A 21795-nucleotide genomic window follows, 5' to 3' on the forward strand; every position below is an offset into this window, starting at 1 on the left:
GGGGCGAGATCAACATGCAGACGCTCGCATTGGCCTTTCTCGCCGCCGTCGCCGTCGGCGGCATAGCCTGGGTGTTCATCTATCCGCTGCTGTCGGGAGAGAAGCAGGCGGAAGCCCGGCGCGTCGCTGTCGCAAAACCCGAGCCGCCGGCGCGGCGGGCCGAGGCGAAGAACCAGCGCTCGCGCCGCGAGCAGGTCGAAGGTTCGCTGCGCGAGCTCGAGGCACGAGCCGCCAAGGACTCCAAGGTCTCGCTGGAAACCCGTCTCACCCAGGCGGGACTGAGCTGGTCGCCGCAGAAGTTCATGGTCATTTCCGCGATCCTGGGCGCCATCGCGTTCGCGGCGGCGCTCGTGCCGGCGCTGACCAAAATTACATCTTCCGGGACCGCTCCGGTCATGGTGGATGCCGAATCGACCCGAAAATCCATCGAGCTCGCCCCCGGCGGCGCGCTCGTAATCGACATGCGCCGCGAAGTCAGGAGCGTTCGGACGGACCATGCGAAAATTGCCAACGTAAGCCTGCGTTCGGGACAGCAAATCTACGTCACGGCCGTGGGCGAGGGCAAAACCTCCATCGTGGCGGTCGGCCCCTCGGGTCAGACCGTGGCAACCTACGATATCTTCATCGCCTCCGGGTCGCTGTTTGGCAGCGTCCTCGCGGCAATCGGCATGGCCTTCGCCGCAGGCTTCGGCTTGCCGCGCTGGCTCCTGAAATTCCTGAAGAAGCGCCGGGAAGAAGCCTTCCTGAAGGCCCTGCCGGACGCCGTCGACGTCATCGTACGCGGCATCAAGGCCGGTCTGCCGCTGTTCGAATCCATCAAGGTGGTCGCCAACGAGGCGCCCGAGCCGCTGCGCAGCGAGTTCATCGCGATCATCGAGACCCAGGCGGTCGGCATGCCGCTCGGCGATGCCTGCGCGCGTCTCTATGAACGGATGCCGGTGCCGGAGGCGAATTTCTTCGGCATCGTGATTGCGATCCAGCAAAAATCCGGCGGCAACCTCTCCGAAGCGCTCGGCAACCTCTCGAAAGTGCTGCGCGATCGCAAGAAGATGAAAGAGAAGATCCAGGCGATGTCGATGGAAGCCAAGGCTTCCGCCGGCATCATCGGCGCGCTGCCGCCGATCGTCATGGTGCTCGTCTATCTCACCACGCCCGACTACATCTCGCTGCTGTGGACCCACCCAACCGGCCAGCTCATGCTGGTCGGCTGCGTCATCTGGATGTCGATCGGCGTCATGGTGATGAAGAAAATGATCAACTTCGACTTCTGACGGTGCATCATGGTTGATTTTCTTGTCGCCAAACTCCACGACATCCGCTTCATGACGATGCTGCTCGCCGCCATCGCGGCGAGCCTGACCGCCTATACGCTGGTGATGCCGCTGTTCGCCGGCGAAAACCTCAACAAGCGAATGAAGGCGGTGGCGAGCGAGCGCGAACGGCTCCGCCAGCGCGAGCGCGAGCGGCTCGCCAAGAGCGAGAAGGTATCGCTGCGCCAGACGCCGAAGCAGTTGGTTTCCAAGGTGGTGGACGATTTCAACCTCACCAAATGGCTGGCGCAGGAAGCCGCTCGCGACAAGCTGGTGATGGCGGGCTATCGCGGCCAGGCCCCCTACGTCACCTTCCTGTTCGCCCGCGCCGTCGCGCCGATCGTGCTGTTCATCGGCGCCATCCTTTATGTTTTCGTGATCTCCCATCTGGAGAAATCGCTGCCGATCAAGATCGGCATCTGCGTCGGCGCGGCCTATCTCGGGCTGCAGGCGCCGATGATTTTCCTGAAGAATGCGATCAGCAAGCGGCAGCTCCAGATCAAGCGCGCCTTCCCGGACGCGCTCGACCTGCTGCTGATCTGTATCGAGTCCGGCATGTCGGTCGAAGTCGCCTTCCGCAAGGTGGCGACCGAGATCGTCAAGCAATCGGTCGCGCTGTCGGAGGAATTTGCCCTGACCACCGCCGAGCTGTCCTATTTGCAGGACCGCAAGATGGCCTACGAGAATCTGGCGGCACGCACCGGACTCGAGGGCGTGAAATCGGTCTGTCTCGCCTTGATGCAGTCGGAACGCTACGGCACGCCGCTCGGCCAGAGTCTGCGCGTGATGGCGCAGGAAAACCGCGACATGCGCATGAACGAGGCCGAGAAGAAGGCGGCCGCCTTGCCGCCCAAGCTGACCGTGCCGATGATCCTGTTCTTCCTGCCGGTGCTGTTCGTCGTCATCCTCGGGCCGACCGGCATCAAGGTTGCGGAGATGCAGTGAGGCCTGGCGTCGGCGCCAGAGGCCGCAACCGTGGTCGCGGAGATGCAGTGAGGCGGGCGTTGCCGACGAAAGCGGCGCGCCGGTATTCATGTCAAACGAAGGTCCATTACCTGAGCGGCTGATCACGACTGGATGTGAGGCCGCGATCTCGCGGCATGATTTGCCCGAGCTTTTCCAGATTCGTTGTCCCTCTTCAAAAACAGAGGGCGCAGGGAATGCCGGGTGCGCGCTGCACCCGAGGTCTCGTGTGCCTTGCTTGCGCAAAAAGAATTGCACACGAGCATACAGGTGATAGGTGAGTGCGATGATCGGACCGACCGCCGGGACCGATGTCAGCAACCGCGCCTGTATGTCGGATCGCACCATCTTGCGCGTCTGCTTCTCGAAAGCCTTGAACTCCTTCAGCAGTACCTCGCGCACCGCGAGCAACGAATCGGCGATCGCATCGAGATGCGGGTGGTCTGAGACGAGTTGCCTGATCCGGCCGGCAAACTCCCGTTCCGTCGCCTTGCCGACTTTGAGACCGAAACCCCGCAGGATCCCGCGCAGGCTGTTCTCCGTGTCGCGAAGCTTCGATTGCACCAGTTTGCGCGCCGTCAGCGTCGCCCGCGTCTCTTGCGCGCTCAACGATTTGCAATGCACCGGCCGGAACCAGCCCAGCCGCATCAGTTGCGCGATCCCGCGCGCATCGTTGCGATCGGACTTTACCGGCATGGCCTTGAACGCATCGCGCACATGCCGTGTCTCCAGCAGTTCCACGGCAAGCCCGGCCGCCTTCATCGTCGCAAACAGCCATTGCGACAGCGGCCCGGCCTCCAGCCCAATCCGATCAAGGCCGAAGCCAAGCGAACCCAACCAGGCGATCAACGGCTCCGGTTCGCTGATAACCTTGGCCTCGCGCAAAATCTTGCCGTTGGCGTCAACAACGCACACGCTCGAGCATTCCAATGATACGTCGATTCCGGCATAGTGGTGCATGGTCGTCTCTCCTCGATGCTTGGAGCGAGGCTCATCCCTCGATTCCGTAACACCATCCATGTGAGGGACGACCGCCCACCTTCCCAGCGAGCCACGCGAAGCGCGCCTACCAACAGCGCCGTAGCGAGCGGGGCTCGCTGGGAAGGTGGGACCAGGCGCCCGTTACCCCATCTACGGGCTGGCCACATTCCTCGTTCCACCGAGACGTGCGCGCGGGAATTTTCCCGGAAGATTGGGCTGGCGACATTGGGACGCAAGGCGAGTTCGGCGAGCGCAGCTAGACCGTAGGGCGGGTTAGCGGAGCGTAACCCGCCGAACCGTTGAAACAAAGATGGCGGATTACGCCTTCGGCTAATCCGCCCTACGGGCTAGAGCAATAGAACGTTCGCCGTTGTCGTTACCCGGCGAAAGACCCGTGACCGGCTGAGATATCCGAGCCGAGTTCGCGGTTATCCAGCCATCGATGAAGGCGTCTTTCGGGTACGGATTGGCTTGATTGACGCTTACAGTTGCCTCTCCCTTCACCGTATCGGTGATGACAAGCGTCGTATTCGGCCTCAATAACCCATTGAAAAGTCTTGTTGCGACATCGAGATTCCCATTCGATGCATTCCACAAATTGCCCAGAACGGTATTATCAACGAAAACAAAATTTGCCATGTGATGACAATCCAATTGACGATCAAGATTCCCCGTTAGGCGTCGGATGATAGATTTCGGAAAACTCGCTTTCGAAGCTATTTGGGATTAGAATTGTCCCTAACTTTACTCTCCGAACTACCTCGAAGCACAATTGCTGGAATGCGAGGAAGCTCAGGTCGAATGGATGCGCATTGCAATCACCAAACACGCTTTCCTTGAGCTTTCTAAAATCAATTAAGCTTCGACCATAGGCATCAATCGCTGCAAGCAGCCTCTTGTCCGCGAGAACTTTTCCAATATCTTCTTCGTCGAACTGCCGCCTGAACAAGTCGAGCACAACTTTCTTGACCTCAGGGCGGCGCAATTCCTCAAACATCAAGAAGTCCCTGGATGAGAAGAGCTTTACGGCTTCAGAGTCTTTGTGTCCTTTCTGGTCATAAGTTGCGCTCAGACTAGAGCGAAGAACGTCGGGCACTTTGATCCGACCATCCGAAATTCTCTCGGCGACTTCGTGCAGCAACCGGACGTAACCCAAGATTTCAAGCGTCTTTGGATAGTATGGCCTGGCTTCGACCGCGCGAACGATTGCTTCGCCGAGTGGGATTAGACCCAACGAATAGGCGTGGGCGGCGGCCAGAAAGCGAGGTCGAGCGGCAAAGCTCCTTAAGTCGGATTCGGTATAGAGCAATTCGGGCTCGGTCATGTTGCAATCACTTATCGAGTGTTGCTGGGATCGCGAACCCCACCTGCCCCCGCATCTCCGCCTCGCCCCCGAACGGCGCCACCACGTCCACAATCCGCATGTTCGCCCCGCTCTTCCATTCCACCGCGGTCAGCCTGACATCACCCGCATCGATTCGCTTCGCCACGATGTCATCCGCCAGCGCCCACAGCGCGACGCCGACCGGCTGCTCGCCCTTGTAGAACAGGCGGAACTGCTTCAGGAGAATCGCCGGCATCACCAGCCATTCGAGATCGCCGAGCGCGAGCTGTTTGTGGCGCGGGCTTTGCGTCATCAGCCAGGTGATCTCGCCGAGCACCTGCGCCACCGTCTTCGGCGGCGGTTCGCCTTGGACTTGAGCCTGCGGCTGCGCCGCGGCGCTATTGGCCGCGTTCGGCGCTACGCCGAATTCCGCCAGCGCCGCCTTCAGCGCGGCTTCGCCGAGCGCGGGTTGTTCGGCGCGCTTGGCGGCCGCTGCCTTGTTCATCCGCTTCGTCCCCTTGGCGCTGTTCTTGCTGTCCGGCATCTGCTGCTCTCCGCTTGCACTTGCCGGATAGTAGAACCGCTTTCTCCATGCACGGATTGTAGGGCGGGTTAGGTGAAGCCGTAACCCGCCGAATGTTCGGGGTGAAAAAGATGGCGGATTACGCCTTCGGCTAATCCGCCCTACAGGCGGCACCGGCGAAAATTCCGCCGTGATGCTGCGCCGCTTGCGATCGCCCACCCCTGCGGATGCGAGCCTAGACAAGCGGGCGATGGCGGCGCAAGTGAAAAGTTGATGACATGCACCGGGACAGCTTTTGGGTGTTTCGCTTGGCACGGCAACGGCGATCACGCCAATCGAGCGGAACAGGCGTGCACAACAACACTCATTTGTTGTGACGGGTCCCGGCTCTGCGTTGCACCGTCAGGAGACGCTGCAACGCGTCTGGGACACGAGCGCTATGTCAGCACACTGACCGTCATACTCGTGCGGGCGGGCGATCGAGTACGCCGCGGCTTCTCGGTTCTATCGCTGGCGTCTCTGGAATACTGGATCCCCGCTTTCGCGGGGATGACGGCCGAGGTTGCCTGGAGAGAGATCAGTCCGCCTGGTCGAACGCGACCACCGGCGGCTTGCCGTTGCGCGCAGCGGTGCGCGGGTTTTCCTTGCGGCTGAGCATCTCTTTCAGATAGGCGACGTTGGCGGCCGCCTCGTCGGCCGGCAGATCGCCCTTCGCGATGCTCTCGGCTTCCGCAAAACGGCCCTGTAGACCGATGGCGAGCGCCAGGTTTTGCCGCACGCGCGCATCCGCCCGGCCGGTGGCCTGGGCCTGACGCAGGGTTTCTTCCGCCTTCGGCAGGTTCTTGGAGAGCACGTAGGACAGGCCGAGATTGGACAGCACCGACGGCTCGTTGGGAGCGATCGCCAGCGCGCTCGCATAATAGCGCCGCGCCTCCTCGTGGCGGCCCATCTGGTCGAGCGCGGTGCCTTGCACCGAGAGGATGCGCCAGTCCGGATTATCGGGCGAATGGGCGCGGCCCAGCACGTCAAAGGCCTGCTGGAAATTGCCGACGTCGACGAGCGCGCGGCCGTAACCCGCCAGCATCTGCTTGTTGGTGGGGTGCGCGATCGAGCCCTGCTCGAGCACGGCGACCGCCTGCGCGCGCTGGCCGGTGGCGCGTAGCGCAAGGCCATAGCGCAGCGCGGCGTCGGCATCCTTGGGGTTGGCGCGGTAGCGCTCGCCATAGGCCTCCGCGGCGCGGCGCGGATCGGCATCGGAAGCCGGCTCGGCTCTCGCAGTCAGCGCGCTCTTGACGTCGGTCATGGTCTGGCAGCCGCCAAGGCTCGCGGCCAGGAGGGCCGCCAGGGCCGCAGAGCCAAGGAACCGGGCAAGGCTGGACTGACGACGCATGGCACCTTAACTCACGTGGTTCGGACGGATGGGCTTGCCGAATGCGTCAGCAATAGACTGTTAACCCTAATGTCTGGTTAATGGGCGTCCCGCGTCCGTCTGCCATTGAAGAGTCAAGTGAACCGCATGCCCTCCGTGTTCGAGACCGCCCCCAACGCCACCGCCATCCCCATCACCTTTGCGACCAAATCGACATGGGAGGCGATTACAGCGGGACTGCCCGCGCCGGCACGACAGTTCGCTCAGGCCAACGGCTTTTCGGCAAAGCCCGGCAAGTACCTGATCCTGCCGGCCGCCGACGGCCAGATCGCGCAGGTGATTTTCGGGATTGAGGACGAGGGCAGCAAATCGCGCGACCTGTTTCGGGCCGGCAGCCTGCCCGGCCTGCTGCCGGCCGGAATCTACCGCTTTGCCAATGCGCCGCATGATGCGCGTCTTGCCGCGCTGGCGTTCGCGCTCGGCAGCTATCGGTTCGGCCGCTACCGCAAGGCGGACGCGGCGGACGTGCGGCTGGTGCCGCCCGACGGCGTCGATGCCGCGGAACTTGTACGCATCTCGGAAGCTGCGTTCCTGGCGCGCGATCTCATCAACACGCCGTCAAACGACATGGGACCGGCGGAACTGGAGGCCGCCGCGCGCGATGTTGCCGCGCGTTTTGGCGCCAGTTCTGTCTGCGTCACGGGCGAGGAGCTTGCGAAGAATTTTCCGCTGATCCATGCGGTCGGCATGGCCTCCAGCCGCGCGCCGCGGCTGATCGATTTTTCCTGGGGCGATCCGGCCCATCCGAAAGTGACGCTGGTCGGCAAGGGCGTCTGTTTCGATACCGGCGGACTGGACCTGAAACCTTCCAGCGGCATGCTGCTGATGAAGAAGGATATGGGCGGCGCCGCCAATGTGCTGGCGCTGGCACAGATGGTGATGGATGCGAAGCTGAAGGTGCGCCTGCGTGTGCTGATCCCGGCAGTGGAGAATGCGGTGGCCGGCAATGCGTTCCGGCCGATGGATGTCTTCAAGTCGCGCAAGGGACTGACGGTGGAGATCGGTAACACCGACGCAGAAGGGCGCCTGATCCTCGCCGACGCGCTGGCGCTCGCGGACGAAGAGAAGCCGGAACTCCTGGTCGATCTCGGTACGCTCACGGGCGCCGCGCGAGTGGCGCTGGGCCCGGACCTGCCGCCGTTCTACACCAATGACGAAACGCTCGCGGCCGACGTTGCGCGCCTCGCGCGACAGGAGAACGATCCGCTGTGGCGGATGCCGCTGTGGCCGCCCTATGATTCATGGCTCGATTCGAAAGTCGCCAACATCAACAACGCGCCGTCCGGCGGCTTTGCCGGCTCAATCACCTGCGCGCTGTTCCTACAGCGCTTTGTCGAGGCCGCCAAAAGCTGGCTGCATGTCGACATCTACGGCTGGACGCCCTCCGCAAAGCCCGCGCGCCCCGAGGGCGGCGAATGCCAGGCCGCGCGCGCGATCTACCAACTCTTGAGCGAACGCTATGGATGACCCCCGCCTCACGCCTGCGCGCGGCGATCTCGCCGCCAAATATCTCGAAGGCAAGGTGAAAGCCGCGCGCTTTGTCGAGGGCGCCGAGTTCGAGGTGATCGACGCAATCGCCCCGGTGCGCCGCGCGCCGGCCTCCGATGCCGAGCAGTTGACGCAAGCCTTGAGGGGCGAGCGCGTCACCATCTACGATCGCAATGGCGAAGGCTTTGTGTGGGGACAATTGGTCAGCGACGGCTATGTCGGCTGGCTGCCGGATAGTGCGCTGGCAAAGCCCGCATCCGCGCCGACGCACAAGGTCACCGCGCTGCGAACCCTCGCGTTTCCCGGCCCTTCGATCAAGCTGCCGCCATTGGACGCGCTGCCTTTTGGCGCACGGGTGGCGGTCGCGCGCGAGGACGGCGCCTTCGCCGTCACCCGCGACGGCCATTATTTGCCGCGCCGGCATCTTGGCGCGCTCGATGCGCATGCGCCGGACTTCGTCGCGGTCGCCGAACGCTTCGCCGGCACGCCCTATCTGTGGGGCGGCAAGAGCAGCCTTGGCATCGATTGCTCGGGCCTGGTGCAGATCGCGCTCAGTGCAGCCGGCACCGGCTGCCCGCGCGACAGCGATATGCAGTGCGACGGGCTGGGCCGGGAATTGACGGCCGCCGAGGCGAAGAACCTGCAGCGCGGCGACCTGATCTTCTGGAAAGGCCACGTTGCGATCGCCCGCGACGCCGTCACGATCGTACACGCCAACGCGCATCACATGGCAACCGTGATCGAGAACACAAAGGATGCGATGGCGCGGATCAAGGCCGCGGGCAGCGAGGTGACCGCGATCAAGCGGCTTGTCTGAGCCGGACGAACAGCGGGGCTACATCCTTCGAGACGGCGCTTCGCGCCTCCTCAGGATAAGGTCTTGAAGCGTAGTGCCGTGCTGCCAGACCCTCATGGTGAGGAGCGCGGCAAGGCCGCGCGTCTCGAACCACGAGGCCAATCAGGTCGCCACCGTTCCCGTCGGGGCCGCCTCGATGCGGAACGCGGCGGCAAACAACGCGCGGGTGTAGTCGCTCTTCGGATTCTTGAACAGCTCCGAGGCTGGCCCCTCTTCCACTACCTTGCCGTGGCGCATCACGATCAGATGGCTCGCGAGCGAGGCGACCACGCGCAAATCGTGCGAGATGAACATGTAGGTGAGGTCGCGCTTGCGCTGCAATTCGCGCAGCAGGTCGACCATCTGGGCTTGGAACAGCATGTCGAGCGCACTGGTCGGCTCGTCCAGCACGACGAAATTCGGCTCCAGCACCACCGCGCGCGCGATCGAGATGCGCTGGCGCTGGCCGCCGGAGAATTCGTGCGGATAGCGGAAGCGCGTCGCCGGATCGAGGCCGACGTCACTCAGCGCCTTGACGACGCGGCCCTCACGCTCCTCATAGGACAGAGCGGGTTGATGCACGCTGAGACCCTCAGCGACGATGTCGCCGACCGACATGCGCGGGCTGAGCGAGCCGAAGGGGTCCTGGAACACGATCTGCATGTCGCGCCGGAACGGCCGCATGTCCTTGAAGCGCAGTCCCTGGATATCCTTGCCGAGGAATACGATCGGCCCGTTGGAGGAGATCAGCCGCATCAGCGCCAGTCCGAGCGTCGTCTTGCCGGAACCGGATTCGCCGACCACGCCCAGCGTCTCGCCCTGGCGAACTGCGACGCTGACGCCATCCACCGCCTTGATGTGCCCGACGGTGGAGCGAAGCAAACCTCGCTTGATTGGGAACCAGACCTTGAGGTCATCGGCCTTCATCACCACAGGCGCATTCGGCTGCGGCGGCGCCGGGTCAGGCTTCGGCTCGGCCGCCAGCAGCGCGCGCGTGTAGGCATGCTTTGGCGTCTTGAAAACCTGCTCGACGGGACCCTGCTCGACGATCTTGCCGTTGTTCATGACGCAGACGACATCGGCGATACGGCGGACGATGCCGAGATCATGGGTGATGAACAACAGGCTCATGCCAAGCCGCTGACGGATGTCGGCGAGCAGCGCCAGGATCTGCGCTTGCACGGTGACGTCGAGCGCGGTGGTCGGCTCGTCCGCGATCAACAAATCCGGCTCGTTGGCGAGCGCCATCGCGATCATCACGCGCTGGCGCTGGCCGCCGGACAATTGATGCGGATAGCTTTGCAGCCGCGTTTCTGGATCGGGGATACCGACCTGCGTCAACAATTCGAGCGTCCGCGCCCGCGCCATCGATCCACTGACGCCCTGGTGCAGCGAAAGGATCTCGCCGATCTGCGCCTCGATGGTGTGGAGCGGGTTGAGCGAGGTCATCGGCTCCTGGAAGATGATCGAGATGTCGTTGCCGCGGATCTCGCGCATCTCGCGTTCGGAGGCATTGAGCAGCTCGCGGCCCTTGAAATGGATCGTGCCGGAGGGATGCGATGCATTAGGGTAGGGCAGCAGTTTCAGCACCGACAGCGCGCTGACCGACTTGCCCGAACCGGATTCGCCGACCAGAGCCACGCACTCGCCGCGCTTGATCGAAAACGAGATTCGGTCGACCGCAGACGTCGAGCCGAACGCGACCGAGAGGTCGCGAACATCGAGCAGGGGCTGGTTGATGGCGTCCATGCGCTACCCCTGCCGGAACGTCTTGCGCGGATCGAACGCGTCGCGCACGGCCTCGCCGATGAAGATCAGCAGCGACAGCATGATGGCGACAGCGAAGAACCCGGTGAAGCCGAGCCATGGCGCCTGCACATTGGCCTTGCCCTGCGCCAGCAATTCGCCGAGCGACGGCGATCCCGGCGGCAGGCCGAAGCCGAGGAAGTCGAGCGCGGTCAGCGTCATCACCGAAGACGACACGATGAACGGCAGGAAGGTCATGGTGGCGACCATCGCGTTCGGCAGCAGATGGCGGAACATGATCACGGAATTGGACACGCCGAGCGCCCGTGCCGCCTGGATGTATTCGAAGTTGCGCCCACGCAAAAATTCCGCGCGCACGAGGCCGACGAGAGAAGTCCAGGAGAACAGCAGCAGGATGCCAAGCAGGACGAAGAAGCCGGGCACCAGCACCGACGACAGGATCAGGAGCAGGTAGAGCGAGGGAATCGCGCCCCAGATTTCGATCACGCGCTGGAAGATGAGATCGGTCCAGCCGCCGAAATAGCCCTGCACGCCGCCCGCGACGACACCGATGATCGAGGACAGGATGGTCAGGGTCAGACCGAACAGCACCGAGATGCGGAAGCCGTAGATCAGCCGCGCCACCACATCGCGGCCCTGATCGTCAGTGCCGAGCCAGTTGTATTCGAGGTCGCGGCAGCTCTTCAGGCCCTTCTTTTCCAGTACGGGCTTGCACTGCTCCTCCGTCAACATCCAGGTCGGCTTCGACGGCGCCGGCGTCGGCAAATCCAGATTGTGCGTGGAATAGGAATAGCGGATCGGCGGCCAGATGATCCAGCCGCCCTTGTCCGCGATCAGCTTTTGCAAGTACGGGTCACGATAGTCGGCCGCGGTCTCGAAATCGCCCCCAAAGGTGGTCTCGGAATAGCTGATGAAGGCCGGCCAGTAGAGCCTTCCGTCATACTTGACCATGAATGGTCTGTCGTTGGCGATCAGCTCCGCAAACAGCGAGATCAGGAACAGCGCCAGAAATATCCAGAGCGACCAGTAGCCGCGGCGATTTGCCTTGAAGTTCTGCCAACGCCGCTTGTTGAGCGGCGACATCGCAAGCGGACGGGGCGTGACCGGCACAACGGTGCCGAGCGGCGATTGCGTCGAGGCTTCGATCGGTTGCGGTGCGAGCGTTGTCATCAGACCTCCCTCGCCTCGAAATCGATTCTTGGATCGATCCACATATAGGTGAGGTCGGAGATCAGGCCCACCACAAGGCCAACAAGCGAGAAGATGAACAAGGTGCCGAACACAACCGGATAGTCGCGGTTGAGCACGCTCTCGAAGCCAAGAAGCCCCAGTCCGTCGAGCGAGAAAATGGTCTCGATCAACAGCGAGCCCGAGAAGAACGCGTGGACGAACGCGCCGGGAAAACCTGCGATCACGATCAGCATGGCGTTGCGGAAGATGTGGCCGTAAAGCACCTGCCGTTCGCTGCAGCCCTTGGCGCGCGCCGTCATCACATATTGCTTCCTGATCTCGTCGAGGAACGAGTTCTTGGTCAGCAGCGTCATGGTGGCGAAGGCGCCCAGGCCCATGGCAATCAAAGGCAGCGTGATGTGCCAGAAATAGTCGATGATCTTCCAGTACCAGGGAAATTGCGACCAGCCGTCGGATGTGAGACCGCGCAACGGAAACCAGTTGAAGAAAGAACCGCCGGCAAAGAGGATGATCAGCAGGATCGCGAACAGGAAGCCGGGTATCGCGAAGCCGACGATGATCACGGCCGAAGTCCAGGTATCGAAACGCGAGCCGTCCTTGACCGCTTTGCGGATGCCGAGCGGGATCGAGATCAGATAGGTCAGCAGCGTCAGCCACAAGCCCAGCGAGATCGAGACCGGCAGCTTCTCCTTGATGAGCTGGAGGACGGTGGTGTCGCGGAAATAGCTCTTGCCGAAGTCGAAGCGAGCAAAATTCCACACCATCAGCGCAAAGCGCTCCGGCGCCGGCTTGTCGAAACCGAACTGCTTTTCCAGATTCTTGATAAAGTCCGGATCGAGGCCCTGCGCACCGCGGTACTTGGAGTTTACGGCATCGGCCGATGCGCCGGCCTGCGGTGTACGGCCGGCGAAATCGCCGCTCGAAGAACCCGAGATGCGGGAGGAGCCGCCGGTATCGGCACCCGAGAGCTGCGCGATGACACGCTCGACCGGACCACCCGGCGCGAACTGCACGACCACGAAGGAAACGAACAGGATACCCAGCAGCGTCGGGAACATCAGGAGGATGCGTCGAGCGATGTAGGCGGCCATTACTGCTTCGCCTGCTCGAGTTTGCGGGCTTTGGCGGCGTCATACCACCAGATGACGCGCTCGCCGGAGCCCGATGGATCGATCTGGTACCGCGGCAGGTCCTTCGGACGATCGAACATGTCCCAATAGGCCAATCGATGGGTCTTGTTGTACCACTGCGGCACCCAGTAGCGGCCGGCGCGGAAGACGCGGTCAAAGGCATGGCAGGCGACGGTGAGTTCGGCACGCCTCTCGGCGGCAATGATCTTTTCGATCAAAGCATCGATGGCCGGATTTTCGATGCCGGCGAGATTGTACGAGCCCTTGGTCTTGGCCGAGGACGAGGAGAAGTAGGCGCGCATCGAGTCGCCGGGCGTGGTCGACATCGAGAAGCGCGTGATGGTCATGTCGAAATCGAAATCTTCCACCCGCGCGCGGTACTGCACCGCATCGACCATGCGCGGGCTGGCCTCGATGCCGAGCGTGCCGAGATTCTTGATGTAGGGCGCGTGATGCGGATTGAGCGACGGCTCCTCGTAGAGGAATTCGATGCGGAACACTTCGCCGCTCGGCGTCATCCGCTTGCCGTCCTTGATGACGAAGCCGGCCTCGTTGAGCAATTGCTGCGCCTTGCGCAGCATGTTGCGGTCCTGGCCTGAGCCGTCCGAAACCGGCGGCACGTAGGGCTGGCCGAACACTTCGTCGGGAACCTGGCCGCGGAACGGCTCCAGCAGCTTCAGCTCCTCCGGCGAGGGCGGCCCCTCCGCCATCATGTCCGAATTCTGGAACGGCGAATGCGTACGCGCATAGGCGTCGTACATGATGGTCTTGTTGGTCCATTCGAAATCGAAGGCGTTGATCAGCGCCTCGCGCACGCGCGGATCCTTGAACTTGTCGCGGCGGGTGTTGATGAACCAGCCCTGCGCGCCTGACGGCCTTTCGTCCGGCACCTGCTCGCGCTTGACCCGGCCGTCCTTGATGGCCGGGAAATCGTAACGCGTCGCCCAGATGCGCGCGGTGAACTCCTCGCGGAACAGATAGTTCTTGCCGGTGAAACCTTCAAAAGCGACGTCGCGATCGCGATAGAACTCGTAACGAACCAGATCGTAGTTGAAGTAGCCGCGGCAGACCGGAAGGTTTGCACCCCACCAATCCTTGACGCGTTCGTACTCGATATAGCGATTGACCTCGAATTTTCCGACCCTGTAGGGGCCCGAGCCCAGCGGCGTGTCGAGCGTCGATTCATCGAACGGTCGCGTCTCATAATATTTCTTTGAGAAGATCGGCAGGCTCGCAACATAAAGCGGCACGTCCCGTGCACGCTTCTCGGCGAAGGTGACGATCACGGTTGCTTCATCAACAACCTCAGCGCCTTTCACATCCCGCATTTGTACCTGGACCAGCGGATGGCCCTTGGCCTTCAGTGTGTTGATGGACCAGGCTACGTCATGTGCCGTGATCTTCGTGCCATCGTGAAATCTGACCTCGGGACGCAGCGTGAAGCGATAGGCGAGTTTATCGGCCGAAATCCGGACCGACTTCGCGACCAGCCCATACATCGCATCGGGCTCGTCGCCTGCACGCACCATCAACGCCGAGAAAGTCAGATCCATTCCCTGCGCGCCCTCGCCTTTCAGGATATAGGCGTTGAGCGAATTGAAGGTCTGATAGGACTGGTTATAGGCGCGGGTCGATGGAATGGTCGAGAACACGCCGCCCTTCGGCGCCCCCACATTCACATAGTCGAAATTCTTGAAGTCCGCGGGATACTTCAAGTCACCGAACGCCGAGATGCCGTGCACCTCGGTGTCCGCCTCCTCTGCGGCACGCAGCGGCCCAAGCCGCAAAACGCTCAGCGCGCCTGCGCCAAGGCCGAGGACATGCCGGCGGGAGAATTGCGCCATGCGCGGAAATTCCTTCAAGAGCGCTTGCCGATACGGGCGGCCTTCTCCGCATCGTTCCACCAGAGCGACGGAAGACCGGAGCGGCCATATTTGGGCATCGGCTCGGCATGGCTGAACCGATCCCAGCGGGCATAGCGCGAAAAGCCGTAGGTGAATTGCGGCACGAGATAGAAGTTCCACAGCAGGACGCGATCGAGCGCCCGCGAAGCCGCCACCAGCCCCTCGCGATCGGTCGCGAAGATGACCTTCTCGATCAGCGCATCGACGGCCGGATTCTTGATGCCGAGCGTGTTGCGCGAGCCCGGCTGATCGGCCGCCTGCGAGCCCCAGAATTCACGCTGCTCGTTGCCGGGTGACAGCGACTGGCCCCACTGATCGATGATCATGTCGAAGTCGAAGCTGCGGATGCGATTCTGATATTGCGCATCGTCGACGACCCGGATCGAAGTGCTGACTCCGATGCGCTCAAGCGACGGCTTGTAGAACAGCGCAATACGTTCGGCCGAGGGATCCTGTACGAGGATTTCAACCGTGACCGGTTTACCCGCCGTGTCGACCAGCTTGCGCTCCTTCACCTCGAAGCCGGCTTCTTTCAGCAGCCTGGCCGCTTCGCGCAGATTGCTGCGGACATTTTCCGGATTGCCGCCGACCGGGTTGGCATAGGCCGTCGTGAACACCTCCGGCGGCACCTTGTCGCGCAGCGGCTCCAGCAGCGCCAGTTCCTGTCCCTTCGGCAAGCCGGAGCAGGCGAGCTCGGTGCCTTCGAAATAGCTATTGATACGTTTGTACTGGCTGTAGAAGAGCTGCTTGTTCATCTCCTCGAAATCGAACGCGTAGTTGAAGGCACGCCGTACCCTCGCGTCCCTGAACTGCTCCCGCCGGTTGTTGATGGCAAATGCCTGCATCCGGCCGGAATCGTTGATCGGAAATTCTTCCTTGACGACGCGTTTGTCGGTGACCGCCGGGAAGTCATACGCCGTCGCCCATTGCTTGGCGGAATTCTCGGCGATCCAGTCGGCCTGATCGGCCTTGAACGCCTCCAGCGCAACCAGGTTGTCGCGGAAAAACTCGAAGCGCAACTCGTCAAAATTGTTCTGCCCGACGCGCACCGGCAGCTTGGCACCCCAGTAATCCTTCACGCGCTCCAGCGTGACCGAGCGACCCGCGACGAAATCCTTGATTCGGTAGGGACCCGAGCCCAGCGGCTTCTCCAGCGTGGTCTGCGAGATATCGCGCTTGCGGCCCTGCTCGTCGGTACCTTCCCACCAATGCTTGGGAAGTACCGGAATTTCGCCGACGATGGTTGGCAATTCGCGATTGCCCGGCATGTCGAAGGTGAACTTGATGTCGCGCTCGCCGCTCTTTTCGGATTTCACGACGTGGCGATAATAGGCGGCGTAAAACGGGCTCAGTTTCTTGAGCGTCTCCAGCGAAAAGATCACGTCTTCCGGCGTCACCGGCTTGCCGTCGTGCCAGCGCGCTTCCTTGTTGAGGCGATAGATCACCCAGGAGAAATCGTCGGGATGGGCGGCCGCTTCCGCGAGCAGGCCGTACTGTGTGACGACCTCGTCCAGCGATTTCGCCATCAGCGTTTCGTAAATCTGGGTCGCCGCTGGCGCGAGATTACCCTTGATGCCGGCAACGGCGATGTTGAAGTTATCGAAGGTGCCGATCGAGATCATCCGTGCCACGCCACCCTTGGGCGCATCCGGATTGACATAGTCGTAGCGCTTGAAATCGGCGGGATACTTGATGTCGCCGAACAGCGACAATGCGTGCCGCCAGGCCGGTTCGTTGCCGGCACCTTGCGCCTTTGCGGTCTCGAGTACGGGAAACGCTGTTGCCAGACCGAGGGCGGGAGCCATGGCGGCCACGGCGCCGCCTTGCAGGAGATGTCGTCGGGTAATCGTCAAATCAGAATTCCTGTTGCTGTTGCACGCCCCGGAATCTTGGTCCTTCAGCCCCGCGCTTGAAGCCCACTATAAGGCAGGTATTCGACCGATTATGTTGCTTTTTCCTCATCTTGCCAGTCCGGGAACCTTATTGCTGCGGCGAAACGTCCCGATAACAACAATGCGATCCCCCTGGACATGATCCCCATAGGCAAACGGCCAGGCATGGCCTGGCCGTTCAACAAAATAGGTGCGGGACTGTCCAATAACTACTTGGACGCCGTCGGCAGCGGCTGCGGATGCTCTGACATCGAATTGAGGTAGGCGATCACGTCGGCGCGCTCGCTGTCCTTTGAGATACCTGCAAAGCCCATCGCGGTGCCAGGGATAAATGCCTTCGGATTGGTCAGGAACTTGTTGAGATCGTCAAAGGTCCATTCGCCGCCCTTGGCCTTCATCGCGGCCGAGAAATTGAAGCCGGCTTTGCCCTCGCCCTTCTTCTCGCCGACGATGCCGAAGAGGTTCGGGCCGACGCGGTTCGGGCCGCCCTTCTCGAAGGTGTGGCAGGCGGCGCACTTCTTGGCGGCAGCCGCGCCCTTCTCAACCGAGGCAGTCTGGAGCAGCTTTTCGATCGGCTCGGACGGCGCCGCGGCCGCAGCACCTGCGCCACCCGCCGCAGTTTCCTTCACCGCGATCTCAAAACCCGGCTTTTCCGGCATTTTGGGCGTGAAGACCGCCTGGGCTGCGAAGCTGGTGACCAGCACGAAGAGGCAGGTGCCGAGAATCGCGCCGAGAATTTTATTGAGTTCGAAGGAGTCCATTTCGGATCAGGCTCCAGGCCGGAAAAGACGACTGTAAGGCCGGAGAAACGGCCGCGGGGGCCTCAGGAATCGGGCTTTCGCGCCGCACCCTCGGCAGGGGTTGAGATATCGGTTTGCCCCGTCTCTGGCAACCCGGTAAAAGGCGCCCGCCTTCGTTCGATCCTCACTATTTTTGCGCCTGTTTTTGACCCAAACGCCGCCCCCTATCCCGATGACTGCAAATCGCGCGCTGGTGCTGATTCCGGCCCGCATGGCCGCGACCCGCCTGCCCGGCAAACCACTGCTCGATATCGCGGGTCTACCCATGATCGTGCATGTGCTGCGCCGGGCGGAAGCGGCTGGTATCGGCCGGGTGGCGGTGGCGACCGACACGCCGGAAATCGCCGCCGCCGTGCAGGCGCATGGCGGGGAAGCGGTGATGACCCGTGCCGACCACCCTTCCGGCTCCGACCGGATTTTTGAGGCCGTGGAGATCCTCGATCCCGGCCGCAAGATCGAAATCGTGGTCAATCTACAGGGCGACTTTCCGACCATTTCGCCGGGTAACATCCGGGACGTGCTGCCGCCGCTGGCCGATCCCGCCGTCGACATCGCAACGCTGGCGGCCGAAATCCACACCGAGGAAGAGGCGCTCAATCCCAACGTGGTGAAGGCGGTGGGCTCGCCGATCGGCGGCCGGCGCCTGCGGGCGCTCTATTTCACCCGTGCGACCGCACCAACCGGGGACGGTCCGCGCTATCACCATATCGGGCTCTATGCCTATCGCCGCGCCGCACTGGAGCGCTTTGTGGCGCTGCCGCCTTCGCCGCTGGAGAAGCAGGAAAAGCTCGAGCAGCTCCGCGCGCTGGAGGCCGGAATGCGGATCGACGTGACGATCGTGGATACTGTTCCGCGCGGGGTCGACACGCCGGCCGACCTCGAAACTGCCCGCCGGATACTGGCAAATAGCTGAAGCGCTGTTACAAGGCCCCTCCATGACCAAGAAACTGAAAGTCGCGTTCCAGGGCGAACCGGGCGCCAATTCGCACATCGCCATCGCCGAAGCCTATCCGGACGCCGAGCCGATGCCCTGCGCCACCTTCGAGGATGCGCTGTCGGCGATCTCCTCCGGCGAGGCCGATCTCGGCATGATCCCGATCGAGAATTCGGTCGCCGGCCGCGTAGCCGACATCCACCATCTCCTGCCGGCGTCGGGCCTTCACATCGTCGGCGAATGGTTCTTGCCGATCCGCCATCAATTGATGGCGGTGAAGGGCGTGAAGCTGTCGGACATCAAGACGGTGGAGAGCCATGTCCATGCGCTCGGCCAGTGCCGGCGCATCATCCGCAAGCTCGGTATCAAGCCGATCGTGGCGGCCGACACCGCCGGCAGCGCGCGCGATGTTTCCGAGCGCGGCGACAAAACCGTCGCCGCGATCGCCTCGCGGCTGGCGGCGAATATCTACGGGCTCGACATCCTAGCCGAGGACGTCGAGGACGAGGCGCACAACACCACGCGCTTCGTGGTGCTGGCGCGCGCGCCGAACTGGGCCAAGCAAGGATCGGGACCGCTGGTCACCACTTTTGTTTTCCGGGTGCGCAACCTCCCGGCCGCGCTCTACAAGGCACTCGGCGGCTTTGCCACCAACGGCGTTAACATGACCAAGCTGGAAAGCTACATGGTCGACGGCGAGTTCTTTGCGACGCAGTTTTATGCCGATGTCGACGGCCATCCCGATGACACCGGGCTCGCATTCGCACTGGAGGAGCTGAAGTTCTTCTCGCGCGAGTTTCGCATCGTCGGCGTGTATCCCGGCCATCCGTTCCGCGCGACGTTCAGCAACGGGAATTAGTTTCCGCAAAACCGTCCGCCCGTCGTCCCGGCGAAAGCCGGGACCCATACCGCGTGATCTCGCGAGTTTGGGCGATTGGAGTTGATACTTTCTCTCACCAATTGATCGCGGTGGTTATGGGTCCCGGCTCAAGGCCGGGACGACAGCGATTATGCCGCGGCTTTCTTGGCCAACCCGAACGCATCCGCCAGCAAATCGTACGACTTCTTCCGCGCTTCGTGATCATACACCGCGGTAATCACCATCAGTTCGTCCGCCTGGCTTGCCGCGATCATCGGCTGCAGCTTCTGCATCACGGTGGCCGGGCTGCCGACGAACAGGCGCGAGCGGTTGCGCATGACCGAGGCGCGCTCCGCGTCGGTGTAGGGATAGGCCAAGGCCTCTTCCACGCTCGGCAGCGGCAGGAATTGGCCGCGGTCGCGCCGCAGGCGGTTGAGGTCCATCGAGCTTGCAAGCTTCTCGGCTTCCGCATCTGTTTCGGCGGCGACCACGGCGACGGCCAGAATGGAATGCGGCGTCTGGCGCCAACCCGACGGCTTGAAATGCTTCTTGTAGGTCGTCATCGCATCGATGGCGTCGTGCATCGCAAAGTGATGCGCGAACGCAAAGCCCATCCCGACCTGCGCGGCGAGCTCTGAAGAATAGTCGCTGGAGCCGAGCAGCCAGATCGGCGGCAGCGGGGAATCGTCGGGCATTGCCACCACATTGTTGTAGGGATGGCCGGCCGGGAAATCGCGCGTCTCCCAGAGCGTGAGCTCATGCAGCCGTTCGAGGAAATCATCGCCCTCGCGGCGGTCGAGGCGGCTGCGCAGCGCGTAGGCGGTGGCGCCGTCGGTGCCGGGCGCGCGGCCGAGGCCAAGATCGATGCGGCCGGGAAACAGCGCCTCCAGCATCTTGAAGCGCTCGGCCACCACCAGCGGCGCATGGTTGGGCAGCATCACGCCGCCGGAGCCGACGCGGATGTTTTGGGTGACGGCCGCGATCTGGCCGATCATCAGGTCCGGCGCGGGGCTCGCGACGGAGGCAAGGTTGTGGTGCTCAGCGAGCCAGTAGCGGACATAGCCGAGCCCATCGACATGGCGGGCCAGATCGATGCTGTTGCGCAGCGCCGCCGCCGGCCTGGTGCCGGTGGTGACGACGGAGAGGTCGAGAACGGAGAGCGGGATCATCGCGATAAACTAGTGTGAGCGCCGCCCCACACAAAGACCTGTGCCGTGCAGATCAGGGGCGCGCGCGGAAAGCCTGAGACGGCGGCAGGTCGATCCGTTGGGTGGGACTGATTATGATGAATTTGTTAAATACACCATCTGCCCACTCACGGAGAGTCGATTGCGAATTCTATCAACACATTGAAATATAATACATATATAACCATGAAGATTGCCTATAATTCTTCCCAACGAAAGAAATGTAGGGTCACAAAATCGATCCATATACACATATTGGGCAACTTCCCAAACCCGATGGGCTGTCGGGGCGACCCCGTTTGGCTTATTTTGGTGTCCACGCGATAGGCCGTTGTCCGCATTTTCCGGAGATTTTCGAGCGTCATGACCGAGTTTGCCGTCCCCGCGCCTGATGGGCAGCGCGTGCTCAAATCCCCAAAAATCTCCTTCGAGTTCTTCCCGCCCAAGACCGAGGAGATGGAGAAGAACCTGTGGGAGACCATCAAGCGGCTGGCGCCGCTGGCCCCCAATTTCGTCTCGGTGACCTACGGCGCCGGCGGCTCGACCCGTGAGCGCACCCATTCGACCATCGCCCGCATTCTGGGCGAAACCGACTTGCTGCCGGCCGCGCACCTCACCTGCGTCGGCGCCTCGCGCGGCGAGATCGACGAGATCGTCGGCCGCTACCATGACATCGGCGTTCGCCACATCGTGGCGCTGCGCGGCGACCCGCCGGGCGGCATCGGCACGCCCTACTCGACGCATCCGGACGGCTATCAGACCTCCGCTGAACTCGTTGCGGGCATCAAGAAGCAGCATGCAGATATCGAGATTTCGGTGTCGGCCTATCCGGAAAAACATCCCGAGAGCCGCGACATCGATGCCGACATCGACATGCTCAAGGCCAAGGTCGATGCCGGCGCGACGCGGGCGATCACCCAAGTGTTCTTCGATAACGAGCTTTACCTGCGCTATCTCGACCGCGTCCGCGCGCGCGGCATCACGATCCCGATCGTGCCCGGCATCATGCCGATGCACAATTTCAAGCAGGCGCGCAATTTCGTGACGCGTGCCGGCACCACGGTGCCGGACTGGCTTGCGGAAAAATTCGAAGGCCTCGACGACGATGCCGAGACCAGGAAGCTGGTGGCCGCGACGGTAGCCGCCGGGCAGGTGCAGAAGCTGGCGAAATTCGGTGTCGACACCTTCCACTTCTACACCATGAACCGCGCCGACCTCGTGTTCGCGATCAGCCATTTGCTCGGCATCCGCCCGAAGGGCGCACAGAAAGCCGCTTGA

18 protein-coding genes and 1 pseudogene are annotated in these 21795 nt (G+C 62.5%); 7 read left to right on the top strand and 12 right to left on the bottom strand.

What is annotated here, in order from left to right; all coding sequences use genetic code 11:
- Positions 1-14: 14 nt before the first annotated feature.
- Positions 15-1271, top strand: coding sequence for a type II secretion system F family protein (locus JQ628_RS15495; protein WP_212223439.1), 1257 nt, complete (start codon positions 15-17; stop codon positions 1269-1271).
- 9 nt (positions 1272-1280) lie between these two features.
- On the top strand, positions 1281-2255 hold the full coding sequence (locus JQ628_RS15500) for a type II secretion system F family protein (protein WP_212223440.1): 975 nt from the start codon (positions 1281-1283) through the stop codon (positions 2253-2255).
- Positions 2256-2843: 588 nt separating this feature from the next.
- On the opposite strand, the pseudogene JQ628_RS15505 reads toward JQ628_RS15500, so the two are convergent.
- The 5 genes and pseudogenes from JQ628_RS15505 to JQ628_RS15525 form a co-directional block, all read right to left on the bottom strand.
- Positions 2844-3293 (bottom strand): annotated as a pseudogene (locus JQ628_RS15505) (IS110 family transposase); the annotation flags it as partial.
- Positions 3294-3584: 291 nt separating this feature from the next.
- Positions 3585-3893: a hypothetical protein gene (locus JQ628_RS15510; RefSeq protein WP_212223441.1), complete on the bottom strand. Its 309-nt coding sequence runs from the start codon at positions 3891-3893 to the stop codon at positions 3585-3587.
- Positions 3894-3915: 22 nt separating this feature from the next.
- Complete coding sequence (locus tag JQ628_RS15515; protein ID WP_212223442.1) at positions 3916-4578, bottom strand: hypothetical protein; 663 nt, start codon at positions 4576-4578, stop codon at positions 3916-3918.
- A 7-nt stretch (positions 4579-4585) separates the two neighbouring features.
- On the bottom strand, positions 4586-5122 hold the full coding sequence (locus JQ628_RS15520) for a toxin-activating lysine-acyltransferase (RefSeq protein ID WP_212223443.1): 537 nt from the start codon (positions 5120-5122) through the stop codon (positions 4586-4588).
- Positions 5123-5678: 556 nt separating this feature from the next.
- Positions 5679-6491, bottom strand: coding sequence for a tetratricopeptide repeat protein (locus tag JQ628_RS15525; protein ID WP_212223444.1), 813 nt, complete (start codon positions 6489-6491; stop codon positions 5679-5681).
- Positions 6492-6617: 126 nt separating this feature from the next.
- Here JQ628_RS15525 and JQ628_RS15530 point away from each other — a divergent pair, with 126 nt between their 5' ends.
- Both JQ628_RS15530 and JQ628_RS15535 read left to right on the top strand, forming a co-directional pair.
- Positions 6618-7997, top strand: coding sequence for a leucyl aminopeptidase family protein (locus tag JQ628_RS15530; RefSeq protein ID WP_212223490.1), 1380 nt, complete (start codon positions 6618-6620; stop codon positions 7995-7997).
- The gene (locus tag JQ628_RS15535; RefSeq protein WP_212223445.1) at positions 7990-8835 is read left to right on the top strand and encodes a C40 family peptidase; all 846 of its coding nucleotides are present in this window, start codon (positions 7990-7992) and stop codon (positions 8833-8835) included. The genes JQ628_RS15530 and JQ628_RS15535 overlap by 8 nt, the downstream gene beginning before the upstream one ends.
- Before the next feature lie 141 nt (positions 8836-8976).
- Here the strand turns inward: JQ628_RS15535 and JQ628_RS15540 are convergent, their stop codons facing one another.
- From JQ628_RS15540 to JQ628_RS15565, 6 genes are all read right to left on the bottom strand, one after another.
- Positions 8977-10602, bottom strand: a complete 1626-nt coding sequence (locus JQ628_RS15540) for an ABC transporter ATP-binding protein (protein WP_212223446.1) — start codon at positions 10600-10602, stop codon at positions 8977-8979.
- 3 nt (positions 10603-10605) lie between these two features.
- Positions 10606-11790, bottom strand: a complete 1185-nt coding sequence (locus JQ628_RS15545; RefSeq protein WP_212223447.1) for an ABC transporter permease — start codon at positions 11788-11790, stop codon at positions 10606-10608.
- Positions 11790-12902, bottom strand: coding sequence for a microcin C ABC transporter permease YejB (locus JQ628_RS15550; protein WP_212223448.1), 1113 nt, complete (start codon positions 12900-12902; stop codon positions 11790-11792). Before JQ628_RS15550 ends, JQ628_RS15545 begins: the two co-directional genes overlap by 1 nt.
- Positions 12902-14785: an extracellular solute-binding protein gene (locus JQ628_RS15555; RefSeq protein ID WP_212223449.1), complete on the bottom strand. Its 1884-nt coding sequence runs from the start codon at positions 14783-14785 to the stop codon at positions 12902-12904. The genes JQ628_RS15550 and JQ628_RS15555 overlap by 1 nt, the downstream gene beginning before the upstream one ends.
- 14 nt (positions 14786-14799) lie before the next feature.
- On the bottom strand, positions 14800-16650 hold the full coding sequence (locus JQ628_RS15560) for an extracellular solute-binding protein (RefSeq protein ID WP_212223491.1): 1851 nt from the start codon (positions 16648-16650) through the stop codon (positions 14800-14802).
- Positions 16651-16946: 296 nt separating this feature from the next.
- Complete coding sequence (locus JQ628_RS15565; protein ID WP_212223450.1) at positions 16947-17498, bottom strand: c-type cytochrome; 552 nt, start codon at positions 17496-17498, stop codon at positions 16947-16949.
- Positions 17499-17709: 211 nt separating this feature from the next.
- Here JQ628_RS15565 and JQ628_RS15570 point away from each other — a divergent pair, with 211 nt between their 5' ends.
- A complete protein-coding gene (locus JQ628_RS15570; RefSeq protein ID WP_212223451.1) occupies positions 17710-18450 on the top strand; it encodes a 3-deoxy-manno-octulosonate cytidylyltransferase in 741 nt (246 codons plus the stop codon).
- A gap of 22 nt (positions 18451-18472) precedes the next feature.
- Positions 18473-19330, top strand: coding sequence for a prephenate dehydratase (locus tag JQ628_RS15575; RefSeq protein WP_212223452.1), 858 nt, complete (start codon positions 18473-18475; stop codon positions 19328-19330).
- Between the two features lie 149 nt (positions 19331-19479).
- Here JQ628_RS15575 and JQ628_RS15580 read toward each other — a convergent pair whose 3' ends face one another.
- A complete protein-coding gene (locus tag JQ628_RS15580) occupies positions 19480-20499 on the bottom strand; it encodes an LLM class flavin-dependent oxidoreductase (protein WP_212223453.1) in 1020 nt (339 codons plus the stop codon).
- Positions 20500-20880: 381 nt separating this feature from the next.
- Between JQ628_RS15580 and metF the strand changes: the two genes are divergently transcribed.
- Positions 20881-21795 (top strand): methylenetetrahydrofolate reductase [NAD(P)H], encoded by a 915-nt coding sequence (gene metF, locus JQ628_RS15585; RefSeq protein WP_212223454.1) that lies wholly within the window; start codon positions 20881-20883, stop codon positions 21793-21795.

The organism is Bradyrhizobium lablabi (assembly GCF_018129385.1).
GTDB lineage: Bacteria > Pseudomonadota > Alphaproteobacteria > Rhizobiales > Xanthobacteraceae > Bradyrhizobium > Bradyrhizobium lablabi_C.

Coding starts and splice junctions, on each gene's coding strand:
- JQ628_RS15495 (WP_212223439.1), top strand. CDS start 15: ATGCAGACGCTCGCATTGGCCTTTCTCGCCGCCGTCGCCGTCGGCGGC.
- JQ628_RS15500 (WP_212223440.1), top strand. CDS start 1,281: ATGGTTGATTTTCTTGTCGCCAAACTCCACGACATCCGCTTCATGACG.
- JQ628_RS15510 (WP_212223441.1), bottom strand. CDS start 3,893: ATGGCAAATTTTGTTTTCGTTGATAATACCGTTCTGGGCAATTTGTGG.
- JQ628_RS15515 (WP_212223442.1), bottom strand. CDS start 4,578: ATGACCGAGCCCGAATTGCTCTATACCGAATCCGACTTAAGGAGCTTT.
- JQ628_RS15520 (WP_212223443.1), bottom strand. CDS start 5,122: ATGCCGGACAGCAAGAACAGCGCCAAGGGGACGAAGCGGATGAACAAG.
- JQ628_RS15525 (WP_212223444.1), bottom strand. CDS start 6,491: ATGCGTCGTCAGTCCAGCCTTGCCCGGTTCCTTGGCTCTGCGGCCCTG.
- JQ628_RS15530 (WP_212223490.1), top strand. CDS start 6,618: ATGCCCTCCGTGTTCGAGACCGCCCCCAACGCCACCGCCATCCCCATC.
- JQ628_RS15535 (WP_212223445.1), top strand. CDS start 7,990: ATGGATGACCCCCGCCTCACGCCTGCGCGCGGCGATCTCGCCGCCAAA.
- JQ628_RS15540 (WP_212223446.1), bottom strand. CDS start 10,602: ATGGACGCCATCAACCAGCCCCTGCTCGATGTTCGCGACCTCTCGGTC.
- JQ628_RS15545 (WP_212223447.1), bottom strand. CDS start 11,790: ATGACAACGCTCGCACCGCAACCGATCGAAGCCTCGACGCAATCGCCG.
- JQ628_RS15550 (WP_212223448.1), bottom strand. CDS start 12,902: ATGGCCGCCTACATCGCTCGACGCATCCTCCTGATGTTCCCGACGCTG.
- JQ628_RS15555 (WP_212223449.1), bottom strand. CDS start 14,785: ATGGCGCAATTCTCCCGCCGGCATGTCCTCGGCCTTGGCGCAGGCGCG.
- JQ628_RS15560 (WP_212223491.1), bottom strand. CDS start 16,650: ATGGCTCCCGCCCTCGGTCTGGCAACAGCGTTTCCCGTACTCGAGACC.
- JQ628_RS15565 (WP_212223450.1), bottom strand. CDS start 17,498: ATGGACTCCTTCGAACTCAATAAAATTCTCGGCGCGATTCTCGGCACC.
- JQ628_RS15570 (WP_212223451.1), top strand. CDS start 17,710: ATGACTGCAAATCGCGCGCTGGTGCTGATTCCGGCCCGCATGGCCGCG.
- JQ628_RS15575 (WP_212223452.1), top strand. CDS start 18,473: ATGACCAAGAAACTGAAAGTCGCGTTCCAGGGCGAACCGGGCGCCAAT.
- JQ628_RS15580 (WP_212223453.1), bottom strand. CDS start 20,499: ATGATCCCGCTCTCCGTTCTCGACCTCTCCGTCGTCACCACCGGCACC.
- metF (WP_212223454.1), top strand. CDS start 20,881: ATGACCGAGTTTGCCGTCCCCGCGCCTGATGGGCAGCGCGTGCTCAAA.